This window comes from Providencia sp. PROV208 (assembly GCF_028479465.1).
Lineage (GTDB): Bacteria > Pseudomonadota > Gammaproteobacteria > Enterobacterales > Enterobacteriaceae > Providencia > Providencia alcalifaciens.
Genome location: NZ_JAMPNS010000017.1, coordinates 62,425 through 86,885 on the forward strand (window position 1 = coordinate 62,425; position 24,461 = coordinate 86,885).

The 24,461-nt window shown below is 43.0% G+C and carries 19 protein-coding genes; 8 read left to right on the forward strand and 11 right to left on the reverse strand.

What is annotated here, in order from left to right:
• Positions 1-203 precede the first annotated feature (203 nt).
• The 8 genes from PR766_RS13940 to PR766_RS13975 all read right to left on the reverse strand — a co-directional run bounded on the left by PR766_RS13940 (position 204) and on the right by PR766_RS13975 (position 9,364).
• The gene (locus PR766_RS13940) at positions 204-1,430 is read right to left on the reverse strand and encodes an SGNH/GDSL hydrolase family protein (protein WP_036968471.1); all 1,227 of its coding nucleotides are present in this window, start codon (positions 1,428-1,430) and stop codon (positions 204-206) included.
• A complete protein-coding gene (locus tag PR766_RS13945; RefSeq protein ID WP_036973094.1) occupies positions 1,381-2,565 on the reverse strand; it encodes an SGNH/GDSL hydrolase family protein in 1,185 nt (394 codons plus the stop codon). The genes PR766_RS13940 and PR766_RS13945 overlap by 50 nt, the downstream gene beginning before the upstream one ends.
• Complete coding sequence (locus PR766_RS13950) at positions 2,552-3,970, reverse strand: MBOAT family O-acyltransferase (RefSeq protein ID WP_006658230.1); 1,419 nt, start codon at positions 3,968-3,970, stop codon at positions 2,552-2,554. The genes PR766_RS13945 and PR766_RS13950 overlap by 14 nt, the downstream gene beginning before the upstream one ends.
• A 359-nt stretch (positions 3,971-4,329) precedes the next feature.
• On the reverse strand, positions 4,330-5,136 hold the full coding sequence (locus PR766_RS13955; RefSeq protein ID WP_006663355.1) for a protein bax: 807 nt from the start codon (positions 5,134-5,136) through the stop codon (positions 4,330-4,332).
• 469 nt (positions 5,137-5,605) lie between these two features.
• On the reverse strand, positions 5,606-6,757 hold the full coding sequence (locus PR766_RS13960; protein ID WP_154635925.1) for a DUF4056 domain-containing protein: 1,152 nt from the start codon (positions 6,755-6,757) through the stop codon (positions 5,606-5,608).
• Entirely contained in the window at positions 6,757-7,902 is a 1,146-nt protein-coding gene (locus PR766_RS13965) for a BamA/TamA family outer membrane protein (RefSeq protein ID WP_006663353.1), read from the reverse strand. Before PR766_RS13965 ends, PR766_RS13960 begins: the two co-directional genes overlap by 1 nt.
• The gene (locus PR766_RS13970) at positions 7,902-8,924 is read right to left on the reverse strand and encodes a hypothetical protein (RefSeq protein ID WP_006663352.1); all 1,023 of its coding nucleotides are present in this window, start codon (positions 8,922-8,924) and stop codon (positions 7,902-7,904) included. Before PR766_RS13970 ends, PR766_RS13965 begins: the two co-directional genes overlap by 1 nt.
• Before the next feature lie 257 nt (positions 8,925-9,181).
• Positions 9,182-9,364: a hypothetical protein gene (locus PR766_RS13975; protein WP_006663351.1), complete on the reverse strand. Its 183-nt coding sequence runs from the start codon at positions 9,362-9,364 to the stop codon at positions 9,182-9,184.
• 252 nt (positions 9,365-9,616) lie between these two features.
• Between PR766_RS13975 and PR766_RS13980 the strand changes: the two genes are divergently transcribed.
• The 6 genes from PR766_RS13980 (at position 9,617) to arnT (ending at position 18,351) form a co-directional block, all read left to right on the forward strand.
• Complete coding sequence (locus tag PR766_RS13980; RefSeq protein ID WP_230086744.1) at positions 9,617-11,065, forward strand: DUF4026 domain-containing protein; 1,449 nt, start codon at positions 9,617-9,619, stop codon at positions 11,063-11,065.
• 51 nt (positions 11,066-11,116) lie between these two features.
• Entirely contained in the window at positions 11,117-11,575 is a 459-nt protein-coding gene (locus PR766_RS13985) for a regulatory protein RecX (protein WP_154635926.1), read from the forward strand.
• A 279-nt stretch (positions 11,576-11,854) separates the two neighbouring features.
• Positions 11,855-13,213: an anaerobic C4-dicarboxylate transporter DcuC gene (gene dcuC / locus PR766_RS13990; RefSeq protein WP_006658239.1), complete on the forward strand. Its 1,359-nt coding sequence runs from the start codon at positions 11,855-11,857 to the stop codon at positions 13,211-13,213.
• Positions 13,214-13,524: 311 nt separating this feature from the next.
• Positions 13,525-14,784, forward strand: coding sequence for an aromatic amino acid transport family protein (locus PR766_RS13995; RefSeq protein WP_006658241.1), 1,260 nt, complete (start codon positions 13,525-13,527; stop codon positions 14,782-14,784).
• Between the two features lie 217 nt (positions 14,785-15,001).
• The gene (locus tag PR766_RS14000; protein WP_036974066.1) at positions 15,002-16,276 is read left to right on the forward strand and encodes a bifunctional O-acetylhomoserine aminocarboxypropyltransferase/cysteine synthase; all 1,275 of its coding nucleotides are present in this window, start codon (positions 15,002-15,004) and stop codon (positions 16,274-16,276) included.
• Between the two features lie 428 nt (positions 16,277-16,704).
• On the forward strand, positions 16,705-18,351 hold the full coding sequence (arnT, locus tag PR766_RS14005; protein ID WP_036959837.1) for a lipid IV(A) 4-amino-4-deoxy-L-arabinosyltransferase: 1,647 nt from the start codon (positions 16,705-16,707) through the stop codon (positions 18,349-18,351).
• Between the two features lie 81 nt (positions 18,352-18,432).
• Here arnT and PR766_RS14010 read toward each other — a convergent pair whose 3' ends face one another.
• The 3 genes from PR766_RS14010 to PR766_RS14020 are packed head-to-tail and all read right to left on the reverse strand — an operon-like array spanning position 18,433 to position 22,830.
• A complete protein-coding gene (locus tag PR766_RS14010) occupies positions 18,433-18,621 on the reverse strand; it encodes a hypothetical protein (protein ID WP_006658244.1) in 189 nt (62 codons plus the stop codon).
• Entirely contained in the window at positions 18,618-21,722 is a 3,105-nt protein-coding gene (locus PR766_RS14015; RefSeq protein ID WP_154635927.1) for a MexW/MexI family multidrug efflux RND transporter permease subunit, read from the reverse strand. Before PR766_RS14015 ends, PR766_RS14010 begins: the two co-directional genes overlap by 4 nt.
• Positions 21,723-21,732: 10 nt before the next feature.
• On the reverse strand, positions 21,733-22,830 hold the full coding sequence (locus PR766_RS14020; RefSeq protein WP_036974059.1) for an efflux RND transporter periplasmic adaptor subunit: 1,098 nt from the start codon (positions 22,828-22,830) through the stop codon (positions 21,733-21,735).
• 84 nt (positions 22,831-22,914) lie between these two features.
• Between PR766_RS14020 and soxR the strand changes: the two genes are divergently transcribed.
• The gene (soxR, locus tag PR766_RS14025) at positions 22,915-23,412 is read left to right on the forward strand and encodes a redox-sensitive transcriptional activator SoxR (RefSeq protein WP_006658247.1); all 498 of its coding nucleotides are present in this window, start codon (positions 22,915-22,917) and stop codon (positions 23,410-23,412) included.
• 237 nt (positions 23,413-23,649) lie between these two features.
• Entirely contained in the window at positions 23,650-24,435 is a 786-nt protein-coding gene (locus tag PR766_RS14030) for an SDR family oxidoreductase (RefSeq protein ID WP_006658249.1), read from the forward strand.
• The last annotated feature ends 26 nt before the right edge of the window (positions 24,436-24,461 follow it).

Genomic DNA, 24,461 nt, shown 5'->3' on the forward strand with positions numbered 1-24,461 from the left:
TGAGGTAATGATATGTTATTAAAGATTTTTTTTGAGAGAAAGGTGTGTTAATTATTGGCGTTATTTTTTATATTTTAAAGTCAGTATTATAGAATATCAAAAATGATGATAAATATATTTAGAAATACGATTTTTCATTAAAAGCGGATAGGGAAATTAACGAGACTCGCGATGAGGGAAAAATGCCCCTCATCGCGATACACTTATTTCAGCATTTGATTAAATTGGCTATACAGGGCTTGAGCGCTTTTCTTATAACCATCCGCAGAGAAGTGAACATTGTCTGGGCGAGCTAAGCCTTGAGATGCCCAAGCACGGATAGAGCAGGGCCCTCCCATATTCGCTTGCCAATCCCAAAATAAGGTGTGCTCTTGAGCGGCAATATTCTTTTGAATACGGATCACATCCATCAAATTGACGGGCATTTGAGCATGACACCCAGCAGCGTTACTGAATTTAATGGAATCGCTTGGTCCCACTAACATAATGACAGCATTAGGGGATTGCTGACGAATTTGCTGAATTTTATCTCGCAGATTTTGCTCATATGCCGCGAGGTTCAATGTGTCATTAAAGGCTTCGTTGGTCCCAAAAGCTAAAATAACCATATCCGGTGACATCTGAGCTAACGTCGCGCTCCATTGAGGCTGCCATTTATCCAACATATTGATCGTTGCCCCGTTCAAACCGATTGCAGATAACATGACACCAGGTTTATTTGAACGGACTAACCAGCCACCCACTTTTAGACGACTTGTTGACCCCACAGAGACGGTTGACGGCAATTGAGTATCCACAGGGGCAGAGAATTGCCAGCTATTTCCCGTTGCTGGGAGTGCAACCGTTGGAGAAGATGATGGTGAAACTTGCATCTGGCTACCCGTTGAACTTTGGTATAACGCTTGTAAGCGGTAACCATTTTGGACGGGTTGTAACGGTTTCAGTAATACACTGCTTTTCCCGCTTTGTGGCTCGGCGATCAATCCACCTAATGGGTAATCAATACGCTCATCTTTGCGGCTACTGGAGAGAGACCAGTCGGATTTATCGCTCATGCGATTAATCGTAGCAGTGCGTTGACCTGGTACCGAAATTGGCGGTACAAACCCTGGTCCTGCATCGCCATAACGTTTTTGGAATAAGTTTCTCAGCTCACCAGTAAAAAAATCGGCAGCCGTATGAGAGTCCCCTATCTGGACGATATGGACTTGTTGGTTGCCTTGACGCAACTTAGTGGCGAACTGACTTAAATTGGGTTCACTGTTATTGACCAACTGCCCTTGCTCTGTCGGTGCAGACCAGTTGGGTTGCGATGTTTTACCGCGTTTAGTATCCGGTGTCTGACAAGAGACTAAGCTGAATGACAGCAGTGTTATAACACTAGCTGTGAGTAGCTTGCTCTTGACCTGATTCTGGTTGTTCAGCTTCATGAGGCTCCTTGTCTTCCTCTTCGAAATGGATCAGTGAAAATACGCTTTCGGCAATCATTTGTTGCCCTTTACCACTGAAATGGATCCCATCACCACTGCGCAATTTTATAGCATTGCTACCATCACCAATATAGTCGGAATAGTCGTCATTTTTATATTTAAAGACGTCATTGGCAGAGATGTACATCTCGCCATACTTTGCCACTTCGGTTTGGTAGAGACCACGTAGGAATTTCATACCATCAGAAAGGGTATTCTTGCGCATATTCGGTGGACCCACCCAAATCACATCCACATGATGTTGGCGCGCGGTGGTAAGAATTTCACTGATACGCGAGCGATAGGTTTGTTCCCATTCTTCACTCTTAAATTTCACATACTTATAGCCGGATTGTGGTGGCATATCCCACGGATCATTTGGACCTAAAAACACCACTAATACTTTGATATTAGGGTTATCATTCAGTGCTTTGGCAATGGTATCTGGCCAGTTAAAAAACTTAGGGTATGCAAGCCCAGTGCTCTGCTTACTTAAGTTAATACTCTCAATATTATACTTTTTCAACAGCATGTTTTTAACATGGGGAGCGACGCCTTGCATCATGGAGTCCCCTGCAAACAGAACCTGATCCCCTGCGGCGATATTCGCGACCTGTTTTTGAACAACTGGTCCTTCCGGTTCTGCAATCGTCACACCCGCAAAGGTACGCCCCTGCATTTTTGAGCGGGCTTGCGGGCGCTTTAATAACTCAGGGAAAGTGACCGACAAACTTTCAGCAGGGTAAATATACCCATTGATAAAGTGTAGCCCGACACGGAAATCTTGTGGAAATACGCGTTTTTCTTGATTGTTAGCCAGTTGAGCAGCGAGTTTATCCTCCGCCGCTTTTTGCCCCGAAGCATGATAGACAAACGTTGAGCCCGCTTCTTGGACGCCATCATGTAACGCGCTTCCGTAATCCCACACAGGGTTTCCGCTTATTTTCGCCCATGGCGTATCTTGGTGATATTTTTGTTGCCAGAATCGTTCTAAGGAGCTTTGGTTTAACCAAATCAGTAATAATCCGGTAATGATGACGATTAACAGCACTTGCCCGGTTTTTTTCAGGTTCTTTTTAAACTCAGAAGTTAGCATAGATAAATCCTGGCATTCCCGAAGGTGAAAGCATAAACATAATCGTTAATACAATGGCTAATGGAATAGGGTAGTAGTACCAAGCGATATCCTGATATTTCTTGGCGATGTATTGATAGCCTTGAACAAAATAAGGATAAGCAAGGAACAAGAGCCAGAATGCAATCAACAAGCCGAGGTTAGCGCTAATCGATGCAATAAACCCAGGTTCAATAAATTGATTGAGCATCACCAGTGCATCATCAAACGAAGAGCTACGGAAGAAAATCCAAGCAAAGCAGACAAAATGGAAAGTCAGAATACGTGCAAGTAATTTAGAAATATGCGCATTCGGAATTAAGTGGGTTCTACCCATTTTTTTCATCAGCTCGGTTTTGATATTGAAAATCACCGTACCGAGACCATGAATTGCGCCCCAAATCACAAACGTCATCGCGGCGCCATGCCATAGACCTGATATCAGCATCGCGGTGAGAACGTTGATATTCTTGCGGACAAAACCTTTTCTACTGCCACCTAATGGAATGTAGATATAGTCCATGATGAAAGTGGATAAGCTGATATGCCAGCGTTTCCAAAAGTCTTGTAAGTTAGTGGCTAAATACGGCGCATTAAAGTTTACAGGAACTCTAAATCCTAAAAGTAGCGCAATCCCCGTGACTAAGTTGGTATAACCGGAGAAGTTAAAATAGATATTCCACGCATAAGCATAGGTGGCAATTAAAATTTCGCCTGCACTGTAGCCAGCAGGTGCATCAAACACGGGATTAACATAGTTTTCAGCAAGATAAGAGCTGAAGAGAAACAGTTTTACCAGTGCTAAGCTAATGAGTAATAGGGCGCGTCGTGAATCGAGAATTACACGGCTTTCTGCTTGGATTTGCGGTAAAAAGTTTTTCGCGCGGTTAATTGGACCTGCCACAATACTTGGGAAAAAAGCCAAATATAATACGACGTCAAAAAAGTCCGCTTTTTCAATTTCCTTGCGACAGACCGAGACAGTATAACTGACGGAATGGAAGGCATAGAACGAGAGCCCTAAAGGTGCAAGGAGTTCCAATATAGGAAGCCCCACACTGAATCCAAATTTATCCAATGTTTGCTGGATAGTTTCTTGGAAGAAGGAATAGTACTTAAATGCGGTGAAGCACCCAATGATCCCAGCGGCTAATAACGTATAAATCCATCGGTTAGATAACCATACCGTTGCCCAGTTGGTGAGGAGATAAATAAATAGAGTGTAGCCGAACAGAATATAAGCAAAATCAGGACTAAAAGAATAGACGAAGAAATAACTTGCTGTAATGAGCAACCCATTCTGTAATTTTGAGCTGGGTTGGCAGCCCCAATAAATAAGAAAGAAAACTAAGAAAGAGCCAAGAAACTCAAATGAGAAGAAATTCATATTAGACTCAAGTGTTATTTGTTATGGGTGACCATAATATTTATTCTTTTTCCCTATGCAATCGGAATTTCGTCATATTTCGCGCCGTCGCGGTGTTGTCACAGTATTGCCATCCTAGTCACATACTTGTGTATGCTCCTAGGGATATCAATCCTCGACGCCTAGCGACAACGCGAACTATTTAGAAATTCAAATAGATAGAAAACAAAAAAGAAAAAATGACTGATTCAAGAAGCAAGAAGTATAGCCGCGGAGGGGTGGGTTGTCATATTTCGAGCGGATGGGAATAAATGCAAAAAAAATCCACTTTCGAAAAAGTGGATTTTTATATCGTGTACCCGGTGTGTAGATACTAAAAATTAACTGCGAGTCGCTGCTCTTTGTTGAGCTTGTGTAATCAGTTCTTCGTTGCTCGCGTACATCTCTTTCAAATAGCGGTTATATGATGAACCTAACTCTGAGTACCCTTTCATATCGTTAATCAGTTTGATGGAGTCTAATTCATCTTGTGATTGACGCTGTTTTGCACGCGAGTGACGTAAAGACTCATACGCGTTATGGGTATTCATGTTCTTCATATAGGCTGTCACTGTTGCTTCAACAGAAGCATACGTTGAGTAGCCTTTGATCTTTCCTTTGTTAACTTGGCAGCCGCTACCACAGCGCATACCAAATAAATTTCCGTTTTTTAGAGCAAGTTGAGAAGTACCCCAACCGGACTCTGTTGCCGCTTGTGTCGCAACTAAATGCGTTGGCATGATGTCTACACGGCTTAACAGCTTATCCCAATTAATACGTTTTGGGTTGCTGCAACTGATGCCATAACTATCGCAGATCTGGGTTAGGCGACGTAGCTCTTGGGCGCTCCATTTGGTGTTTGCGCGCACGGAAAGCAGCCAGTTACGCTCTTCCATAATCTGTTGATTGACTTTTTCAATCACAGGGACAATCGTTTTCAAAAACGCTTTCTTACGTGGAGTACCAGACGGGTATTTACGCATATCAGGCAGAGGTGTTTCTGCTTGATTTGAGTTTTGTGCCGACTTCAGAGTGAAGTCTTTTTTAAGCATCGTACTGGTACTGGTAGAGCCAAAACTGAGGCCCGAAAATAAAAGTAAAAATAAGAAAGCGAAGACGGCGTTTGTCCTCATCGTTCGAGAGGGCATTTGCTTCTCCTATGTTTCTCTGAACAAAAATCGAGCGAATGGTAGCAGAATAATTTTTCACGAGCTACCTTTATCCGACTCGAATTAGCAAAGTTTCTGTATTGATTTGTCATTAAGTGTTGATTTATTGCAACTCAATGATTTTAGGGTTAATGTATTTACTTTATTTATATTTTCAATGCTGTATTTATCAATTTTTGTTTTTTATTTCAAAAGGGAACTATCTAATTTAAGTCAAATTTGATTATAATTCAAGCAATTGGCAGGTATATAGTAGGGTTATTATGGTTAAAAAATAATCATTCGGTGGTTTAAATTTTAACCAAAAAGCCCTGTTTCGCATTTTATGAGCAGTGTTGAGTATTAAAAAGACAATATCAAAATGAAAGTTAAGAGTCTAAAATAGTCAAAAAAAGCCCCCTTTTTTGGCTATTGGTCTCCCTATCAAGAAGAATGCTTTACCTGTTTTTTATTCACTCAATAATAACGTTTGTTGTTTTTGATCTTCTATTTTGGCTTTCTCGGCAAGCGCCTCAAAATCACTTACAGTCCAATAAGTTTCAGGAACAGGGAGTTGAGCCATGTTCGTCGTTGGCGCTAAGCGAAATTGCGCGAGATCTGATAATACAAATCCTGCATATTCTGATGGTAAGCTGAGTTTTAACCCTAAGCTTGGTATCGCTTGAGTGGGTAAAAAGGGATATCGGCTGTCCGTGACGTCATAATTACGAGTGAGCACTAAAAACTTATCTGGAACGCGCTTTGCACTATTCCACCAAAGTCCATCGACTTTATCGAATGCATGGCGAGTTTGAGATCGCTCTTGAGCGCCGAGTTGCTTCAAGGCGATAGGAATGAGAGATTCTAAAGATTGTGAGAATATCGCAAGCGATTCAGCACGACCTTGTAAAATCAGTGAGCTTGCCAGCCTTGCTCCTACTAGGTTTGAATATAAGTCTTCAGGTGAAAACGCAGAGATGCCTTCGGAAAATCCGGGGACTGACTGATACCCATACCATTGTGCAATCTCATGCCAAGCCGCTAACTGGAAAGCAAGCTTTGCGGCTAAGTAAGTACTTAACGTGTAGCGTTCAGCGGGTGAGGCGGGTGGTGTAAAGGCTGAGAAATGAATCTGCCGGCTCGCGAGCTCATGATTCAGCGTTAGCGTCCATTCCTCCCCCAGCTTTGGGTAAATTTGGCTAAAGAGATAGAGCGTATAATCGGCGGTATCTCTGACATGGGCAATATCAATAAATCCACCTTCAGTGGTATAAATCAATCCCACTTTTTCTTTACTGATCCCTAATAAATCAGCGGCGGCAGAAAAATAGCTATCATTATAATGATGTTGACCCAGATTATCGGCTTCAACCACATTATCAATGGTATAGAAAGGAACAGGAATGCCAGCCACTTCAGCTTGCAGATCATAACCAAATGCGCAACAGGCTCGCAGTCCTTGAGGCGCGTCTAAGTTTTGTAGTACTTGCCAAGCTTGCTCGGCTTCCTCATGGGAAACTGTCTCTAGATTAATACGAGCGGCAGGCAAGTTCAGCTCTTCGCGAGTTTGACACGCGACGAGCATCAATAATATAGATGAAGTGATTAGCAGCTTAATCATTAGAAAGACTCACCGACTTGGAAATAGACCCCAGTACTGTTACGACCGACACCAAAATCCAGCCGAACATTCATTCGTGGTTTAAATTCAAAACGATAACCTACACCTGCGCTTGGTAACCAGTGACCTGAACCTAATTCAGAAGGGGAATCGCTCATCGTTCCCGTACCTAACCAACCCACAATTCCATGCCGCCAGTCCAATTTATGGCGTAACTCTACTTGGCTGGTAAAAATATTATTGTCCCGATAGCGACCTTCATAGTAGCCCCGCATACGATTACTGTTACCTAATAAAGAAAGCTGGTTCCATGGAACATCACCAGTCGTAAAACGGGCATAGTTATCCATAGCGACGACAGTTTTCTCTGTGAGCTCATGGTAATAGGCATACTGTAATTGAGTGGCTTGAAAACGGGTATCACTGCCAAGGTTCGGTGAAAAATAGGTATAGATGACTTCGAGTGTTTGCCCATGGTGCGCATTGGGTAAAAAATCACGGGTATCGTAGCTGTAATAAGCGCTGACCCCTGAACTAATCACCGAGCGCCCCCCTACAGATTGTGAAAAATAGGTTTTCGCGCCTGCGTCCGGATCACTGGCATTGATTGACGAAAAATTCCAACCCAACCCGATATAGGTAGCATCAGTTAGCTTATATAAAGCTCTTGGGGTGATTTTAAACTCTTGAGAGTGATATTTTTCTTTATTACCGTCATTTTTACCCGCCGCGTAACCTTTGCCCCAGTAATAAGTTGGAACATTGTTGATGGTACCAGACAAAAATAGTCGCCACTGGTCGTGATCCACAAAGTTATAGTTGGTGAAGTTCAAACCAAATGCGCCGGTGGATGAGGCAAAACCACTTAAACCGATAGAGGAGGGCTGAGTTTCAGTATCTTGTTTATCGAGACGATAAAGTCCAACCAAGGCTGTGCCGACGCCTAATCCCATTTCAGGAGTATAAAAGGGACCGGGTAAAACGCCCCAATCGATGGTTTTGGACTCATCAAAGCTATTTTCTCCCCCAAGCTCACTGAGCCAGCCATCAATTTGTTCCCGTTCAGGCAGTATTTGAGCTTGTGAGGAGAACGCAACAAGAAGGCTGAGCAGTGTCAGCCTATACCCGTGTTTCTGTGGCAACATTAAAAACGGAACTCGCCTGAAATAAAGAAGCTATTACGGTTGTTAAAGCCCACTTCGGTCAGAACGTTAAAGTTACGGGTTAACTCAACGCGAGCCCCGACGGTATTGTTCCATTTATGCGCGAGGTGCTGTTCAACATCGAATTTAGTATCGGCAGGCGCTAAAGCCATCATACCTTGTAGCTCTGGTGGTAAGTCCAAATTACTAATATTACCCTTAAAGCGTTGGGTAATATCTTGGTACATGGCACCCGTCCAGATTTGCACTTTAGTATTACCTTGACCAGAAATGAGCGGCTCAAAAACAAATTCATAACCAATGCGAGGAGTAATGACTAATGCTTTTATATCACCGTCAATAATATCTAAATTGGTTCTGGTGTAGTTAAGATCTAATGTTGAGAAAAATTGGTTATAAGCCCCAGCAAAAGTGACACCACCACCATAAGACTTCCCGTCATATTTGAGCTCAAAAGGCAGGTTGCTACCAATATGCATTTTTTGGTATTTACCCAGTATTTTTACGTTTGCATCAATATTGGTTAAATTAGTCTTGGAAGTACCTTTGGTTTTCCCGTAAACACCGTAGACATTCATAAATGGCAATACCCAGGCGTCTAATTTCAACATTTGGGATTCGCTTTTACTGCGAGTGTGCCCTGTTTTGATATCTAAATCTTTATTGATATCAAACTCGACAAGCTTTCCAAACTTTATTATTGAATCAGATTTGAAACCAATTTTGTCCACTACGACATCTTGGCGCAGATTCATATACCCATAGCTAGCACCAAAAGGTTGTGGCAAATCATAACCACGAGCGCGTGCCTCATCTCCCCAAAATGGTAAAATGCGGGACTCAGTTGTTGACGAACGAGTAATACCACCTTCGCTATTATTTTTAGGGACACCGGATTCACTCATACTTAATGAAAATAGTGGTGTGTCACTATCGGCAAAACTGGCAGGAATTGCCAGACAAGATGAAAAAAGCAGCGCTACGCTGTATTGAATGCGTGTCATAATGGACTCAATGATTAGTAGAATAGAATGAAGAAAATAAAAAATTATCTTAAGTTAATTAATTTACAGTTATCGACAAAAGTTTAGCATATATGGCAATTGATCATATGGCTCATGGTGCTTTTTTTATGATATTTTGCTGCCAAAAATGGAGATTATCAATACGCTAGGTGTGATTGAAATAGTGGGTAAATGTGACTGAGGCGCTAGTGATGGTGCCGAAATTGAGTGTACTTCAGCACCATGAAAGAAAGGTATTATTTGCTGTTTTTCTGATGGAATTGAACACGTTCGTGGAAGTATTCTTTTAAATGCGCTTCCATGCTGTGAATTTTTTGTTCCAGCGCATTAATTAAAACATCATCATTGTTCATATCAAAAACGCGCTTCATTGCGAGGTCATCAATATATTCTTTTTGTTTCTCAGATAAATCAGCCATGCTTAAAACCTCTAGTTTCAAAACCTATATAAGAAAGGGACCAACGATGTTGGCTATGTTGATTCTCATTGTGCCTCAGTGAATACAGGATGAAAAGTGGAATTACGTGGCATCAAATAATGATGATTGGTGTGTTTAGTTCAAATATAAGAAATTAAATACCTATCTGATTGGGTTAAGAATAATCACAATATTCTTATATAATATAAGCTGATATCCTCCGGTGAGATAATAAATAATAGGGAAAAAATAGTGAACAATAAACAACAATACCTTGATATTGCTGCTGGCAATGGAGAAAAAGAAGCCTCGATGATGGTGGCTATTCCTGCGTCAGAGTTAACCTCCCTACACATTGAACAGCGTCTTGAAGAACAAACTTATTTTACTGACGGTGAAATTGATTATCTTCCTGATGAAGACGGCGGCGGCTTTTTCTTTACCTGTAAACGTGGAGAAGAGGATTTACGCTTTTATATCTCTTTAGTCGAAAGTGATCCGGAATACACCATTAACCCTTATTTTGCGACAGATCCTATTAGCCAAGAGCTGTATGCGCAAGCGAGTTCTGCACCACAGGCGGTGGTGGTTGAATGCTTATTCCAAGAAAAACCCTTAGTGAGCTACCTCCAACAACTGAAAATTATCCAAATTTTAGTACCGGATTTATTATTGGGCTTGGATATCTCCGCAGCAGGTAAAGTTTTTACTCGCGAATGGCTTAATTTTCAATTAGTTGATGATTTGATGCCGAGTATTGATTCTTTATATGTGGTACACGCAATTTACGATCATGATGAAAACTCAGAAGATTCAGCACCAACCAAATATTGGTTCCATACACATGGTTTAGCACGTTGTGGTTTATCAGAAGCTGAAATCATTATTCCGCACCCTATTGCATCCTATTACGGGATCCCTGAGTTATTCTGGAGCTTTGTCAATAACAGTATTACCAACGGAAAAATCGACTTTAATGAGCCAATCTTTATTGGGCAAACGCAAACGGGTTATGAATATCTCGTGGCGGTACCTTTTGAAGAGGGGCTGCGACATGTGGGTGAATCCACACCGATTGATAATTTAAAACCACTGGAAGAGATGAATTTTGAATTCGGTGATGCCGACTCTGAGCGTTTTATGGGGGACTGGCACGATCGTGACGAATCTCATCAACACCCTTCGGTGATGTTATTCCGCGTAACCCAAGAAAATCCAACCTTGGAAAGTTTCTTTGAAGGGTATGAAGATCAGCGCGCGATGATGTTTATGCGCACTGATGAAGAGACCGCGGATATGTCTAGCAAGGCGAGACTACGTTGGGAATATTTCACGCACATGCTAGATAATTATGGTCCAAAGCCGGTTGTACCGAAAAAAGGTTTGTTTGCGAAGCTGCTCGGAAAATCGGAAGAAGAGAAAGAGTCAGAATGGCGCTTCTTAGTCAAATGTGGCATTAGTTACCAAGATGAAGAGGGTGATGAAGGTCATGAACATATGTGGTTTGAGCCACTGACATGGAAAGGCGACCAATTTGAAGGTCGTTTAATTAACCAGCCGTTTTACGTAAAAACCATGGAAGAAGGGGGTGTTTACCCTCTGACTCGCCAAGATATCACGGATTGGACCCTATATTATCAGGACGGCAGCTATACTCCTGATACAATCTACAAACTTCTTAGTGGTGCCCAAGTTCATTAATGCGGATTGGGCACTGAATTTAGTGCCCTTTTTTATGAGCTAAGTGTGATAATGACCCAACCTGAACTGTACCAATACGCCCTATTTCTACTTTCTCGACGCGATTATGGTAAAGCGGAATTATTTGCTCGCATGAAACGCCGTATGTATGAAAAAAATGACGGTATTATTGATGAGCAATTGATTGAAGGGGTGGTAGACAAACTCAGCGAACAGCATTTTCTGGATGATAACCGTGTTGTGTCATTGTTATTGCAAGGGTATGCGCGCAAAGGGTACGGACCTTTGCGTATTAAACAAGAGATGCGCCAAAAAGGATTTACTGCATCGTTGGTCGAACACCATCTTTCTGAGCTTGATGTGGATTGGTTCGAAAAAGCCGCAGACGTTCGTTGTAAAAAATTTGGGGATGACATTCCAACGGATTTCAAAGAGAAAAGTAAGCAAATTCGTTATCTGCAATACCGTGGTTTTTTTGGTGACATGATTTTTGAGCTATTTTCGCGTTAATTTTTGCAGTTAATCCCATTCTGTTTAGATTGTTATTCTCTTGATAATAACCCCCTGTAATATAACTTGGATTTCTATTATTTGACTTTAGTTTAAATAATAAAGGCTTCTGAGTTTCATTTCTTTCTTAGAATAAAAAAATATTATTTTTTTAACTTGTTTTTTTATCTATTTCTAGATTAAAAATATTGCCCAATATGATCATTATCAGTGTATTTCGCTTTTTTTTTAGGCAGAGTACCACCAATAATTACAAAATGAGACAGGCAGGAGAAACACATGATTGAGCTCTTAATAGGCGTAATAGTCGCCGTTGGAGTCGGGCGCTATATAATAAAGGGCTACTCAGCAACAGGGGTATTAATGACAGGGGGTATTTTACTCCTGATTATTACCGCTTTGATGGGTAAAAGCATTTTACCAGAATCAGTGAAAGCAACGGGATGGCGTGTTACTGATATTCTGGAATACATTAAATTCTTATTAATGAGCCGAGGTGGTGACCTCGGTATGATGATCATGGTGCTATGTGGGTTTGCTTCTTATATGACGCACATTGGCGCAAATGACGTAGTGGTTAAAATTGCCTCTAAGCCATTAAAAATGATCAACTCGCCTTACTTACTGATGGTTGCAGCTTATATTGTGGCGTGTTTGATGTCACTGGCGGTATCTTCTGCAACGGGCTTAGGGGTGTTATTAATGGCGACCCTATTCCCAGTGATGGTGAATGTCGGAATCAGCCGCGGTGCAGCGGCGGCTATTTGTGCGTCACCTGCAGCAATTATTTTGGCTCCAACTTCAGGGGACGTTATCCTCGCGGCAAAAGCCGCTGAAATGCCACTGATTGATTTTGCCTTCAAAACCACACTACCTATCTCCATCGCAGCGATTATTGCGATGTCGGTAGCTCACTTCTTCTGGCAGCGTTTTCTTGATAGAAAAGAACATGTTAAAACAGAAATGTTGGATGTGAACGAAATTAAAACTCATGCCCCAGGTTTCTACGCCATCTTACCATTCACCCCAATCATTGGTGTTTTGGTGTTTGATGGTAAATGGGCTCCAGAGCTGCATATCGTCACGATTATTGTTGGCTGTATTATTATGGCGGCAGTCATTGAATTCATTCGCAGTTTTAGTGCAAAACATGTCTATGGCGGCTTAGAAGTTTGCTATAGAGGGATGGCGGATGCATTTGCTACCGTTGTGATGCTGTTGGTTGCCGCGGGTGTCTTCGCGCAAGGCTTAAGCACTATCGGCTTTATTAAAGGATTGATCGACTTAGCTCAATCTTTTGGCTCTGGCGCCATTGTCATGATGATTGCGCTGGTGGTTATCACGATGTTAGCGGCGATGACAACAGGTTCAGGGAATGCGCCATTCTACGCATTCGTTGAATTGATCCCGCACTTAGCGAAACAAATGGGGGTTAACCCAGCTTACTTAGTGATTCCAATGTTACAGGCGTCTAACTTAGGTCGTACATTGTCTCCTGTTTCTGGTGTGGTGGTTGCGGTATCGGGGATGGCAAAAATCTCACCATTTGAAGTGGTGAAAAGAACGTCAGTTCCTGTGTTAGTTGGGCTTATTGTTGTTGTGATTGCCACTGAGATCCTAGTGCCGGTTTATTTGTAATAAAATAGGGGCATTATCAAATAATATGGCTAGAAATTATTCTGGCCATATTATTATCGATATTTATTTCGATAAAACGTATGTTGAAAAGAAAAAAAACACGATATTTTGGTGGGTATTGTTTGGGTGTTTTCAATCAAACGATAAAATTTATTTGCGATTATTAACAAATTGTCATTTTTTAAAACTCAGTTATGAGATCTACACCAAAAAGCCAGAAAGATTAATCAAAATAAGCTAGTTGCTCCTACGCATTTAATGCAGAATTCGCCCATCTTTTTTTATCCCTTTTATCAAAATTAAGTGGCGCTATGAGCACAATAAAAACAGCAGTAAACACAATAGACAAACCTGCCAGTAAATGGACTTACAAAGACTTCACTTGGGTATTATCCCTTTTCGGTACCGCGGTTGGTGCGGGTGTCCTTTTTCTGCCAATTAAAGCGGGAGCGGGGGGGTTTTGGCCTCTAGTTGTTCTTGCATTAATTGCTACGCCAATGATTTGGTTGGCACATAAAGGGTTAGCACGCTTTGTATTATCGGCAAAGAAACCTGACGCGGATATTACGGATACAGTGGAAGAACATTTTGGTAAAACGGGTGCTAACATCATCACGTTTGCTTATTTCTTTGCCATTTATCCTATCGTATTAATTTACGGTGTCGGTATTACAAACACAGTCGACTCATTTTTAATTAACCAAATTGGTATGGACCCATTACCACGTTGGTTGTTGTCAGGTGTGTTAATTGCAGCAATGACCGCCGGTGTTATTTTTGGTCGTGATTTAATGCTGAAATTAACCTCCATGATGGTTTACCCATTAGTCTTCATTTTATTAGCATTATCACTGTACCTGATCCCTGAGTGGAACACATCGATGCTAGAAGTAGCGCCAGACTGGAGCGCAATGCCTATCGTGGTATGGATGGCGATTCCTATCATCGTGTTTTCTTTTAACCACAGCCCAATTATCAGCCAGTTTGCGAAAGATCAGCGCCAACAGTTTGGTGACAAAGCTGTGATTAAAACAGACATGATCACGGGCGGGGCAGCATTTATGCTGACAGGCTTCGTGATGTTTTTCGTATTCTCTGTTGTGCTGTCATTGAGCCCAGCTGAATTAGAAATTGCGAAGAAAGAAAACATCAGCGTGTTATCTCACATTGCCAACATTAACCCATCTCCAATTTTGTCTTACTTAGGTCCTATCGTGGCATTCGCCGCTATCGTTTCTAGCTATTTTGGTCACTTCTTAGGTGCGCACGAAGGTCTGGTTGGGTTAGTCAAATCACGCTCTTCAGTTTCTGTGAAGAAAATTGAATTAATCTCTTTACTGTTCATCGTGATCACCACGTGGATCGTCGCGATTATCAACCCAAGTATCTTAGGTATGATTGAAACCATGGGTGCTCCAATGATTGCGGCAATCCTGTTCATCCTACCAGTTGTGGCGATGCGTATCATTCCTGCAATGAAACCGTTCAGTACCTCTAAGCCAGCGCAAATCTTTACGCTGCTATGCGGTTTAGCATCAATTACCTCTGTGATTTATGGCGCGTTCGCGTAATTAAATTCAGTTGTACCGAGACCCATATTGCTTTGGCAATATGGGTTTTTTTGTTTCTAAAGTGGGCTTATTTATTTTGTGAATAACTATAGATGAAATTATTTCAAGTCTAGATGGTTGTGTGAGGGATCTACTTGGGGGATATTGGAAAGGATTACCGTGAAATAAAAACAAGAACCCATTCAATTGGCAGTGCGGGTATAACAAGGATAACGCAATGAAATTAGAAACATTATCAATCCACGCAGGCTATTCTCCAGACCCTACAACCAAGTCTGTCGCGGTGCCTATTTATCAAACCACCTCTTATGCATTTGACGACACACAGCATGGCGCAGATCTATTCGATTTAAAAGTTGCAGGTAATATCTATACCCGCATTATGAACCCGACCAACGATGTGCTAGAAAAGCGCGTTGCTGCTCTTGAAGGTGGCATTGCAGGACTGGCAGTTGCCTCGGGAATGGCTGCTATCACTTATGCCATCCAAACTGTCGCCCAAGTTGGCGATAACATTGTTTCTGTCGCAAAATTGTACGGCGGAACGTATAACTTACTCGCACATACTTTACCTCGCCTAGGTATTGAAACTCGTTTTGCAGAACATGATGATTTAGCGGCGCTGGAAGCTTTAATTGATGATAAAACCAAGGCTGTTTTCTGCGAATCTATCTCAAACCCTGCTGGTTTCATTGTAGATCTCGCCGCACTAGCCGATGTTGCTCATCGCCACGGTGTTCCACTTATTGTTGATAACACGGTTGCAACGCCATATTTATGTCGTCCGTTCGAATATGGTGCTGACATTGTGGTTCACTCGCTGACAAAATATATCGGCGGTCACGGTACTTCAATTGGCGGCATGGTGATTGATTCTGGAAAATTTCCGTGGGCTGATCATGCTGAGCGCTTCTCTCTATTAGTTGAGCCGGATATTGCTTATCACGGCGTGAGTTATACCGAACATTTTGGGGCTGCTGCCTTTATTGCCCGTTGCCGTGTAGCTCCGTTGCGTGGAACGGGTGCAGCATTATCACCCTTTAATGCCTTTTTAATTCTTCAAGGTCTGGAAACCTTAGCCTTAAGAATGGAGCGCCACACTGAAAATGCGCTGAAAGTCGCACAATATTTAGAAAATCATCCGCAAGTGGCATGGGTAAAATATGCGGGGTTACCAAGTAATCCGGAACATGCACTTGCGCAAAAATACATGCAAGGTAAGCCTGCCAGTATTATGTCTTTCGGGATCAAGGGGGGACAGGAAGCTGGGGCTCGTTTCATTGATGCTCTGAACCTGATTGTTCGCTTAGTCAATATTGGTGATGCTAAATCGTTAGCGTGTCATCCTGCCTCCACAACGCATCGCCAATTAAATGATGCCGAGCTAGCGCGCGCAGGTGTATCACGAGATATGATCCGCTTATCAATAGGAATCGAGCATATTGATGATATCCTTGCGGACTTAACTCAAGCGCTGGATGCGGCTAAGTAAGCAATTAAAACACTCCCCATAAATAAAGGCGGTTATTGTTAAATATATAATGCAATAACTGTCTTTGCTGTTACTGACGTTATTAATTATCACGCTGTTACTGCCTTTGTAGCATAAAAAACTATTTGTAAAAAAAGCCTTTTTTAATTTATTTATCATTCTGTTAAAAATAAATGGTAATTGCTGAACTATTGTTTTTTAATCGAGTCTGAACAAGCAGCTCATTTTTATCTTAACATTTAAATGCACGATTCATTTATTGATTGTTTAGCTAATATGTTAAATGGAATACGAAAATGTTTATTGGTTTATACTGGGTTTAGTCAATTCGAAGATAATAGTACTCTGTTTTGATTAATAAAAAGCGTTTGATGCAGTAGCACAAATAATAATTATTAAATATTTATGACAAGAATGGTTGAGATTAAATGATGATGGCAAATAATAAAAAAGCCTACTTAAAGTGGTGCCTATTATTCGGTTTTGTACTCATAACCTATTTTCTGCCACTGAATGGGCGCATGTTATGGCAACCTGATGAATTACGTTATGCCGAAATCAGTCGAGAACTGATACTGAGTAGCCATTGGAGCGTACCTGAACTGTTAGGCATCCGTTATTTTGAAAAACCTATTTTCGGCTATTGGGTGGGTTCTTTCTTCCAGATGCTATTTGGCGAAAACAATGTTTCTGTTCGCTTAGGTGTCGTTTTTAGCACCTTAATTAGCGGACTATTTGTTTATTTGAGCGCTAAGATGGCATGGAAGAATAAAGACCTTGCCTTTAATGCGGTACTTATCTACCTCTCGATGTTTATGATTTTAACGATTGGGACTTATAATATTTTGGACCCAATTGTTACCGCTTTTATTACGATGATTATCTTCTTTTTCCAATGGGGGATAACCACGACACAACGCGCCCACAAATTGTATGCATATATTCTGATAGGTGTTGCATGTGGGTTAGGGGTAATGACCAAAGGCTTTTTAGTTTTGGTCTTGCCAGTATTAGTCTGCTCAGTCAGCGCGATTTATTTTAAAAAATTAAAAGAAATCTGTTTGTATGCGCTGGTCTCTATTCTTGTCGCTATTTTAGTTTGTCTGCCGTGGGCATTAACGATTGCTAGCCTTGAACCCGATTTTTGGAGTTATTTTTTCTGGGTTGAGCATATTCAGCGCTTTATGGCAGATAACGCACAAAATAAATCCCCATTTTGGTTCTATGTACCCATTTTAGTGGCGGCGGTTCTTCCGTGGTTAGGCTACTTAGTTTCGTCGATTGCCTATGCTATTCGAGCTAAAGGTATAAACCTTTATTTCTTGTTGTGGGCGGTGCTGCCTTTCCTATTTTTTAGTATCACCAAAGGAAAGTTACTCACGTATATTTTGCCGTGCATCGCACCTATCGCGATTTTGATGGCATCCTATTTGCAGCAGGTTTTAACCCAGAATAAAGTGGCTACCATTCGCCTGAATGCGCTGATAAACATAACACTGGGTGTCGTGGCGGCAGGGGCATTTATTGCATCACCTTACTTCCCTAAAATGAATTTATATCAAGGGGATGAAAGCTACAAAATGTGGATTGCCGCAGGTGCATTCCTTTTCTGGGCAGCAATGGGGATCGTGTCATTCAACCGTAAGTATTGGTCGTGGGCGGCGGCATGTACTTTAGTGTTAAGCCTCAGTATTGGGCATGTGATCCCTAAATACATCGAGAGCAATAATACGCCGCAAGGCGTGCTGGCAAAATACCAAGATCAACTGCAAAATCGCGCGGTGTTATTAACCAATAATGTGGGATTGGGTACCGCATTAGCTTGGGTACTGAAACGCGATGATATTACGATGTTATATCAAACTGGTGAGTTAGGTTATGGGCTGAATTATCCGGATGCTGAAAACCGCTTTTATCGTTTAGAACAGTTGCCAAGCTTACTGGCGAGCCAAAATAACCGTAATGTTGCGGTCGTAGTAGATGCCTCTCAAAATGAGGTCATCGATGCGTTACCGGGGACGCCTATCATCATTAAAGAAGGTAAGTTGGTGATGGCTTTCTATGAAGGTCAGTAAATAAAAATCGACTTATAGTCTGTTGAAGAAGAGCCGCAAAGCGAATGCATGCGGCTCTTTTTTATTATTTAAATCTAGAGGTTATTTACGCTGTGGATCTGTGACGTCCGAATGTGAGGTACTTAATGGATAAGGATGATAAATCATCATCATCGCGATGCTATTACTCATCGGGTTGGCAGAAAAATCAGTTGATTTATTGTCATGAGCTGCCCGTTTTTCCTTGCGTGTAGGCACCAGTGAAAGATGGTTTAACGATGAGTAATTCATGGCGCCGTCTCCTCAGAATGTTTAATTAGGCGGTTAGCTTCAGCAAGCTCATAACGTCTTGGGGTTAATGTCGTCGCATTATGATTTCGAGCGAGTACGGAATAGATGGTCGGTAGCACAAACAGGGTAAATAGCGTGCCAACCAGCATGCCTGTGACAATCACTAAACCCAGACCAAATCGACTATTTGCACCTGCTCCTGTGGCAAACAGCAGAGGTACTAAACCAATAACCATTGCTGCCGTTGTCATTAAAATAGGGCGTAAACGAATTTGTGCAGCTTTTAAAATGGCGTGCCGCTTATCTAAGCCTTCATTGGCTTGGAGCTCGTTGGCAAACTCCACCATTAAGATCCCATGTTTACTGATCAACCCAATTAAGGTGACTAACCCAATTTGGGTATAAATATTGAGGGTGGCATAGCCGAGGGCGAGTGGGATCAAGGCGCCACAGATTGAAAGTGGAACAGTAATTAAGATAATCAAAGGATCGACAAGGCTTTCATACTGCGCGGCGAGCACTAAATAGATAATAATCAGCGCCGCCATAAAGGCAAAGGCGAGGGTGTTTCCTTCTTGTTTATATTGGCGAGAATCAGATTGCCAATCATGGCTAAAACCGGCAGGTAGTTCGCTGGTCATCTCATCTAAATACGCTACCGCCTGCCCCAATGTTACTCCGGGAGCGGGGATAGCTTGAAAAATAGCGGCATTCTGTTGGTTGAATTGGGTCAGCTTATTTGGTTCAACTTGCGTAGAAATATCCACGACGGTTGACAGCGGGATCATGCTGCCATCCTCGGATTTCACATAATGGTGAGACAAAGCTTCAGGTGTGAGTCTTTGGCTACGTAAGCTCTGCGGGATCACGTCATAGGAGCGACCATCCATGCCAAAGCGGTTGATATAGTTCTCGCCGACGAGCAGTGTGAGAGATTCACCAATATCCTGCATGCGAATGCCAAGGCTATTGGCTTTTGAGCGGTTAATACGCACCTCAACGACAGGATTGTTGTAGTCGAGATCGCTATCTACCACCATAAACAGGCCGCTTTCACGAGCGCGTTGTTTAATTTCTTCCATCGTACGATACAGTACCGGATAATCCTGCGGGCTTTTTAACACCATTTGGATTGGCAATCCGCCTGTTGAGCCGGGTAGTGCAGGTAATTGAAAAACAAAGATACTGTTACCCTCCACATCACCAACTCGTCCTTGTAAATCAGATTGAATGGCTGAAGCAGGGCGCTCACGCTGTTCCCAGCTAGTGAGGTTAGTTCCCCCAAAGCTGGCGGACGGGCCATCAGTACCGTTGATAATCCACGTACTTTCCGTTTCGGGAAGCGCCGTAAAGACATCATGTAACTTACGTGAGAATCGCTCCACATATTCAAGGTTGGCATGCTGTGGGGACTTAATCGCGGTTAATACACTCGATTGGTCTTCAACAGGGGCGAGCTCTCGCGGCGCGGCGTGATACAGCATTGGCAAGCTGACCACGACACCTAACGCTAAGATTCCTGTCATCCAACGATTTTTCAACGAGAAATTCAAAATGGTAGTGTAATAATGGGCAAGCGTTTCGAAGAAGGTTTCTGCCATTCTCGCCATACGTCCTTCATTCTGTTTTGAATTCAGCATAAATGAGCTCATTACAGGAGAAAGCGTTAATGCCACGATACCTGAAACAATCACTGCACCGGCTAAGGTGAGTGCGAATTCTTTAAATAGCGCACCAGTTAACCCTGACATCAAACCAATAGGCGCATAGACCGCTGCGAGTGTAATGGTCATGGCGATAACAGGACCTGCCACCTCACGGGCACCAATTAAGGCCGCGAGAACGGGGGATTTCCCCTCTTCAATATGCCGATGGACGTTTTCCACGACCACAATGGCATCGTCCACCACCAACCCAATCGCCAACACCATCGCTAGCAGGGTAAGCAGGTTAATACTAAAACCGAACGCCATCATTAATGCAGCGGCACCCAACATGGACAGCGGAATTGCTAGGATAGGGATAATGACACTGCGAATAGACCCAAGACACAGGTAAATCACCGCAATAACGATTAGCAGGGCTTCAACTAAGGTACTGACCACTTGGTTGATAGAGGCCTTAATAAACCGTGACGTCTCGAAGGCCATTTCCACCTTCACATCTGGCGGCAGTGTTTTCGTGATATCAGGCATGAGTTTATTCATGCCATCCACAATGACTAGCGGGTTACCCGTTGGGGTGGCAAATAAACCTAAATAAATAGCGGGCTCGCCATTCATTAATCCGCTGGTTTCCGTGGAGGCGGCCCCAAGCTCAATGGTGCCCACATCTTTTAAGCGCACAAGCCCGTTGCCATCATTGCGGATCACTAAGTCTCGAAATTCATCCACATTGGTCAAATCGGTGTTCACATACACGTTGGAGATAACAAATTCTCCTTTGACCTTTCCGGGCGCCGCTTGGTAGTTATTTTGGCGTACGGCTTGCGCAACTTCAGCCGCAGAAATACCTCGACCGGCGAGTTTATCCGCGTCTAGCCATAGGCGCATTGCGAGCTGCTGCCCGCCAAATACTTGCACTTTTGCCACCCCATCAATCGCCGAATACATGGGTTCCACCACGCGGGAAAGATAATCTGTCAGAGCAGGGATAGCGAGTTCGGTACTGGAAAAACCAATATAAGCTACAGCGGTAGATTCCCCAGAAGAGAGTTCAATAACGGGGTCATAAGCTTCTTTGGGTAACTTATAACGAACTTGATTCACCTTTGCCATCACTTGGGTGAGCGCTTGAGTGGAATCGCGATTAAGCTCCATACGTACGGTAACGAGGCTACTGCCTTGAACGGATGATGATGATAAGTAATCGACCCCCTCTACGGAAGAGACGGCTTGTGCAATGGGCTGGGTAACAAATCCCTGCATGAGTTTTGCCGATGCACCGGGGTACTGAGTTGTAATGGTGATCGTCGAACTTTCTAGCTGTGGGTATTGGCGAATGGGTAACTTGCTCAGTGCGAAGAGCCCAATAAGTACAATCAAGGCACTCACCACTAAGGCTAAAACAGGGCGGCGAACAAACAAATCCGTGAATTTCATGATGCTGTCCTTATGAGCCTTGAGGCGTTTCAGATAATGTATCTTGTGCCACAGGAATAATCGCTGAGCCATTATTCAGGCGTAATTGCCCCGACCTCACGACTTGGTCACCTTCCATGAGCCCGTGCTCAATTTCGATATTGCCATCAAAACGCTGTCCTGTTTTTACAGAAACACGTTTAACGGTCATGGCATCAGCTGAACCTTCAGCGATAAACACCGTATCCCCATAAGCGGTATAAGTGACCGCAGTTTCAGGGACAGTTAGTACCGCATTATTGGCTTGGCGAACTACCGTGACATTAGCGTACATACCGGCTTTGAGTTTGCCATTGCTGTTATCCAATGTGGCTTGCAATGCAATCGTACGGGATTTACCTATCAGCGGATCAATGGCGGTTATCTTCGCGGGAAACGGCGTGTTTGGGTAAGCATCAACAGCAAGATCCACCACTTGCCCTTGATGCAATTCAGGGGAGGCTTGTTCATCTAATGAGAAATTTAGCTTCAAAGTTTGCGTATCCACCAGGCTAGCAATGGTTTCCCCAGGGCTAAGGTATTGACCCTCATGAACTTGCCGGATACCGATGATGCCATCAAAGGGGGCATGAATGGCTTTTTGTGCAATTAAGGCTTGGGTTTGTTGAATTAACCCTTGCGCCATATCTCGCTCAGCACGCGTACTATCTACTTGAGCTTCGGCCACCAAATGTTGAGCAGATAAAGTCCGCGTTCTCTCATATAAACGAGCTGCATTACGATATTGCGCTTGATAGCGAGCCAAATCGGCTCTTTCTACGGCATCATTGAGTTGGACTAGCAGTTGCCCTTTTTTCACTGGCTGTCCGGATTCAAAACCGATTTTAGTAATGCGTCCACTGGTCTCAGCAGCCACCAATACTTGGCTGCCGGCTTCTAATTCTCCCACGCCGTAGAAGGTTCGGGGGGCATTAGCGAGCGTCACCGGCGCCAAAGCGACTTTTACAGGAGGATACTGATAAGCCGCTTGTGGTTTATCGTTTGAATTGGCGTATGTCGAGTAAATCACTGTTCCCCCACCTGCGGTGATAAGTACAGTGCATAGCAAAGTTAGCGTTTTTTTATTCATTATCATTGGCATCTTAAATTGACAATTAAAGAGGCTGGCACTATAAAACCTTAAGTTAAGTTGAGGTCAATAGGGGGGGCAAAAATGGTGGGCAAAACCATGAAGACGATAAAAACGCGGGAAATTGCGGCCGAAAAGGGGGATTTTTCACGAGCACTTACCGTGGGAGAAGTGGCAAAGCGCGCGGGTGTACCCGTATCAACCGTGCATTTTTATGAAGCAAAAGGGTTAATTCAAAGCGCTCGAACCCAAGGAAACCAACGACGTTTTCCACCTGTCGTTTTACGCTATATTGCCATCATTAAAGTGGCTCAAAGCACAGGAATTCCGTTAAAAGAGATCCAAGATGCGCTAGGTAAATTTCCTGCCAATAGCACGTTGACCGCAGAAGAATGGAAGAGCATGTCCACAGAGTGGAAAAGTTCTTTAGACAGACGAATCAAGCAGTTAACTCGATTACGTAATGAATTAGACCATTGTATAGGTTGCGGTTGTTTATCACTGCGTGACTGCCCATTGCGCAACCCTGAAGATATTTTAGGGAATCAGGGTCCGGGTGCTCAAATTCTAGAACGCCCATAAATCACACTTTTCACTATCTGGATAGTCACTGCAAAATGTGGCTATTTATTCAATATAATCATTAAGTTATTAATCAAATAGCCGCGCTGTGCGGATAATCTTTGCGCATATAGGCTACAGCGTTTTGCCTTTTTTGCGTAATGATGCGTCATGTTAATTTTTTGTGAACGCATTATTTTGTGAACATATTCTTTTGTGAACCTATGGTGAGCGAATGAGAGCAAAGAGGGCACAGCGATGAAAGGTCTGAACAACAAAATTGCCATTGTGACAGGTGGTGCAACAAAAATCGGCGCAACGGTGGCGAAAATCTTATGTTCTTATGGGGTGAAAGTGACCATTTTTGATATTGATAAAACCAATGGAGAAAGTGTGGCGCAATCGGAGCCCAATATTGACTTTCTACCTATCGATATCACCGATGACCAACAACTAAAACACGGTATTGACCGTGTTGCGCAAAAGTACGGTCAACTCGATTTTTTGGTTAATCTGGCCGCAACCTATTTGGATGACGGTCAAGCGTCTTCTCGCCAAGATTGGCTCACGGCACTCAATATCAATGTCGTGAGTGCGGTGATGGCAGCGCAATTTGCCAAACCTTATTTAGCGAAAGCAGACAAAGGGGCAATTGTTAATTTTACCAGTATTTCCTCTTCGGTCGCGCAAACAGGTCGTTGGCTCTATCCCGCGTCCAAAGCTGCCATGCTTGAAGTCACGCGCAGTCAAGCAATGGACTATGCTCCCGACGGTATTCGCGTCAACTCTGTTTCCCCTGGTTGGACATGGTCACGGGTCATGGATGAACTGACTGGCGGCGATCGTCAAAAAACCGACCGCGTCGCTGCGGATTATCATCTTTTACAACGTGTTGGCGACCCAGAAGAAGTGGCTCAGGTCGTGGCATTCCTACTTTCTGATCTGGCGAGTTTTGTGACTGGCTCAGATTACTCGGTCGATGGTGGATACTCTGCCATGGGACCTGAACAGGCGAAACCCGCCATTCCCCGTCTTGCTGAATAAGACACCCTTATTTTAATTTTATCGAG

Excerpts from the sequence above, each read along its gene's own strand:
- PR766_RS13940 (WP_036968471.1), bottom strand. The coding sequence starts at position 1,430 with ATGAAGCTGAACAACCAGAATCAGGTCAAGAGCAAGCTACTCACAGCT.
- PR766_RS13945 (WP_036973094.1), bottom strand. The coding sequence starts at position 2,565 with ATGCTAACTTCTGAGTTTAAAAAGAACCTGAAAAAAACCGGGCAAGTG.
- PR766_RS13950 (WP_006658230.1), bottom strand. The coding sequence starts at position 3,970 with ATGAATTTCTTCTCATTTGAGTTTCTTGGCTCTTTCTTAGTTTTCTTT.
- PR766_RS13955 (WP_006663355.1), bottom strand. The coding sequence starts at position 5,136 with ATGCCCTCTCGAACGATGAGGACAAACGCCGTCTTCGCTTTCTTATTT.
- PR766_RS13960 (WP_154635925.1), bottom strand. The coding sequence starts at position 6,757 with ATGATTAAGCTGCTAATCACTTCATCTATATTATTGATGCTCGTCGCG.
- PR766_RS13965 (WP_006663353.1), bottom strand. The coding sequence starts at position 7,902 with ATGTTGCCACAGAAACACGGGTATAGGCTGACACTGCTCAGCCTTCTT.
- PR766_RS13970 (WP_006663352.1), bottom strand. The coding sequence starts at position 8,924 with ATGACACGCATTCAATACAGCGTAGCGCTGCTTTTTTCATCTTGTCTG.
- PR766_RS13975 (WP_006663351.1), bottom strand. The coding sequence starts at position 9,364 with ATGGCTGATTTATCTGAGAAACAAAAAGAATATATTGATGACCTCGCA.
- PR766_RS13985 (WP_154635926.1), top strand. The coding sequence starts at position 11,117 with ATGACCCAACCTGAACTGTACCAATACGCCCTATTTCTACTTTCTCGA.
- dcuC (WP_006658239.1), top strand. The coding sequence starts at position 11,855 with ATGATTGAGCTCTTAATAGGCGTAATAGTCGCCGTTGGAGTCGGGCGC.
- PR766_RS13995 (WP_006658241.1), top strand. The coding sequence starts at position 13,525 with ATGAGCACAATAAAAACAGCAGTAAACACAATAGACAAACCTGCCAGT.
- PR766_RS14000 (WP_036974066.1), top strand. The coding sequence starts at position 15,002 with ATGAAATTAGAAACATTATCAATCCACGCAGGCTATTCTCCAGACCCT.
- arnT (WP_036959837.1), top strand. The coding sequence starts at position 16,705 with ATGATGATGGCAAATAATAAAAAAGCCTACTTAAAGTGGTGCCTATTA.
- PR766_RS14010 (WP_006658244.1), bottom strand. The coding sequence starts at position 18,621 with ATGAATTACTCATCGTTAAACCATCTTTCACTGGTGCCTACACGCAAG.
- PR766_RS14015 (WP_154635927.1), bottom strand. The coding sequence starts at position 21,722 with ATGAAATTCACGGATTTGTTTGTTCGCCGCCCTGTTTTAGCCTTAGTG.
- PR766_RS14020 (WP_036974059.1), bottom strand. The coding sequence starts at position 22,830 with ATGAATAAAAAAACGCTAACTTTGCTATGCACTGTACTTATCACCGCA.
- soxR (WP_006658247.1), top strand. The coding sequence starts at position 22,915 with ATGGTGGGCAAAACCATGAAGACGATAAAAACGCGGGAAATTGCGGCC.
- PR766_RS14030 (WP_006658249.1), top strand. The coding sequence starts at position 23,650 with ATGAAAGGTCTGAACAACAAAATTGCCATTGTGACAGGTGGTGCAACA.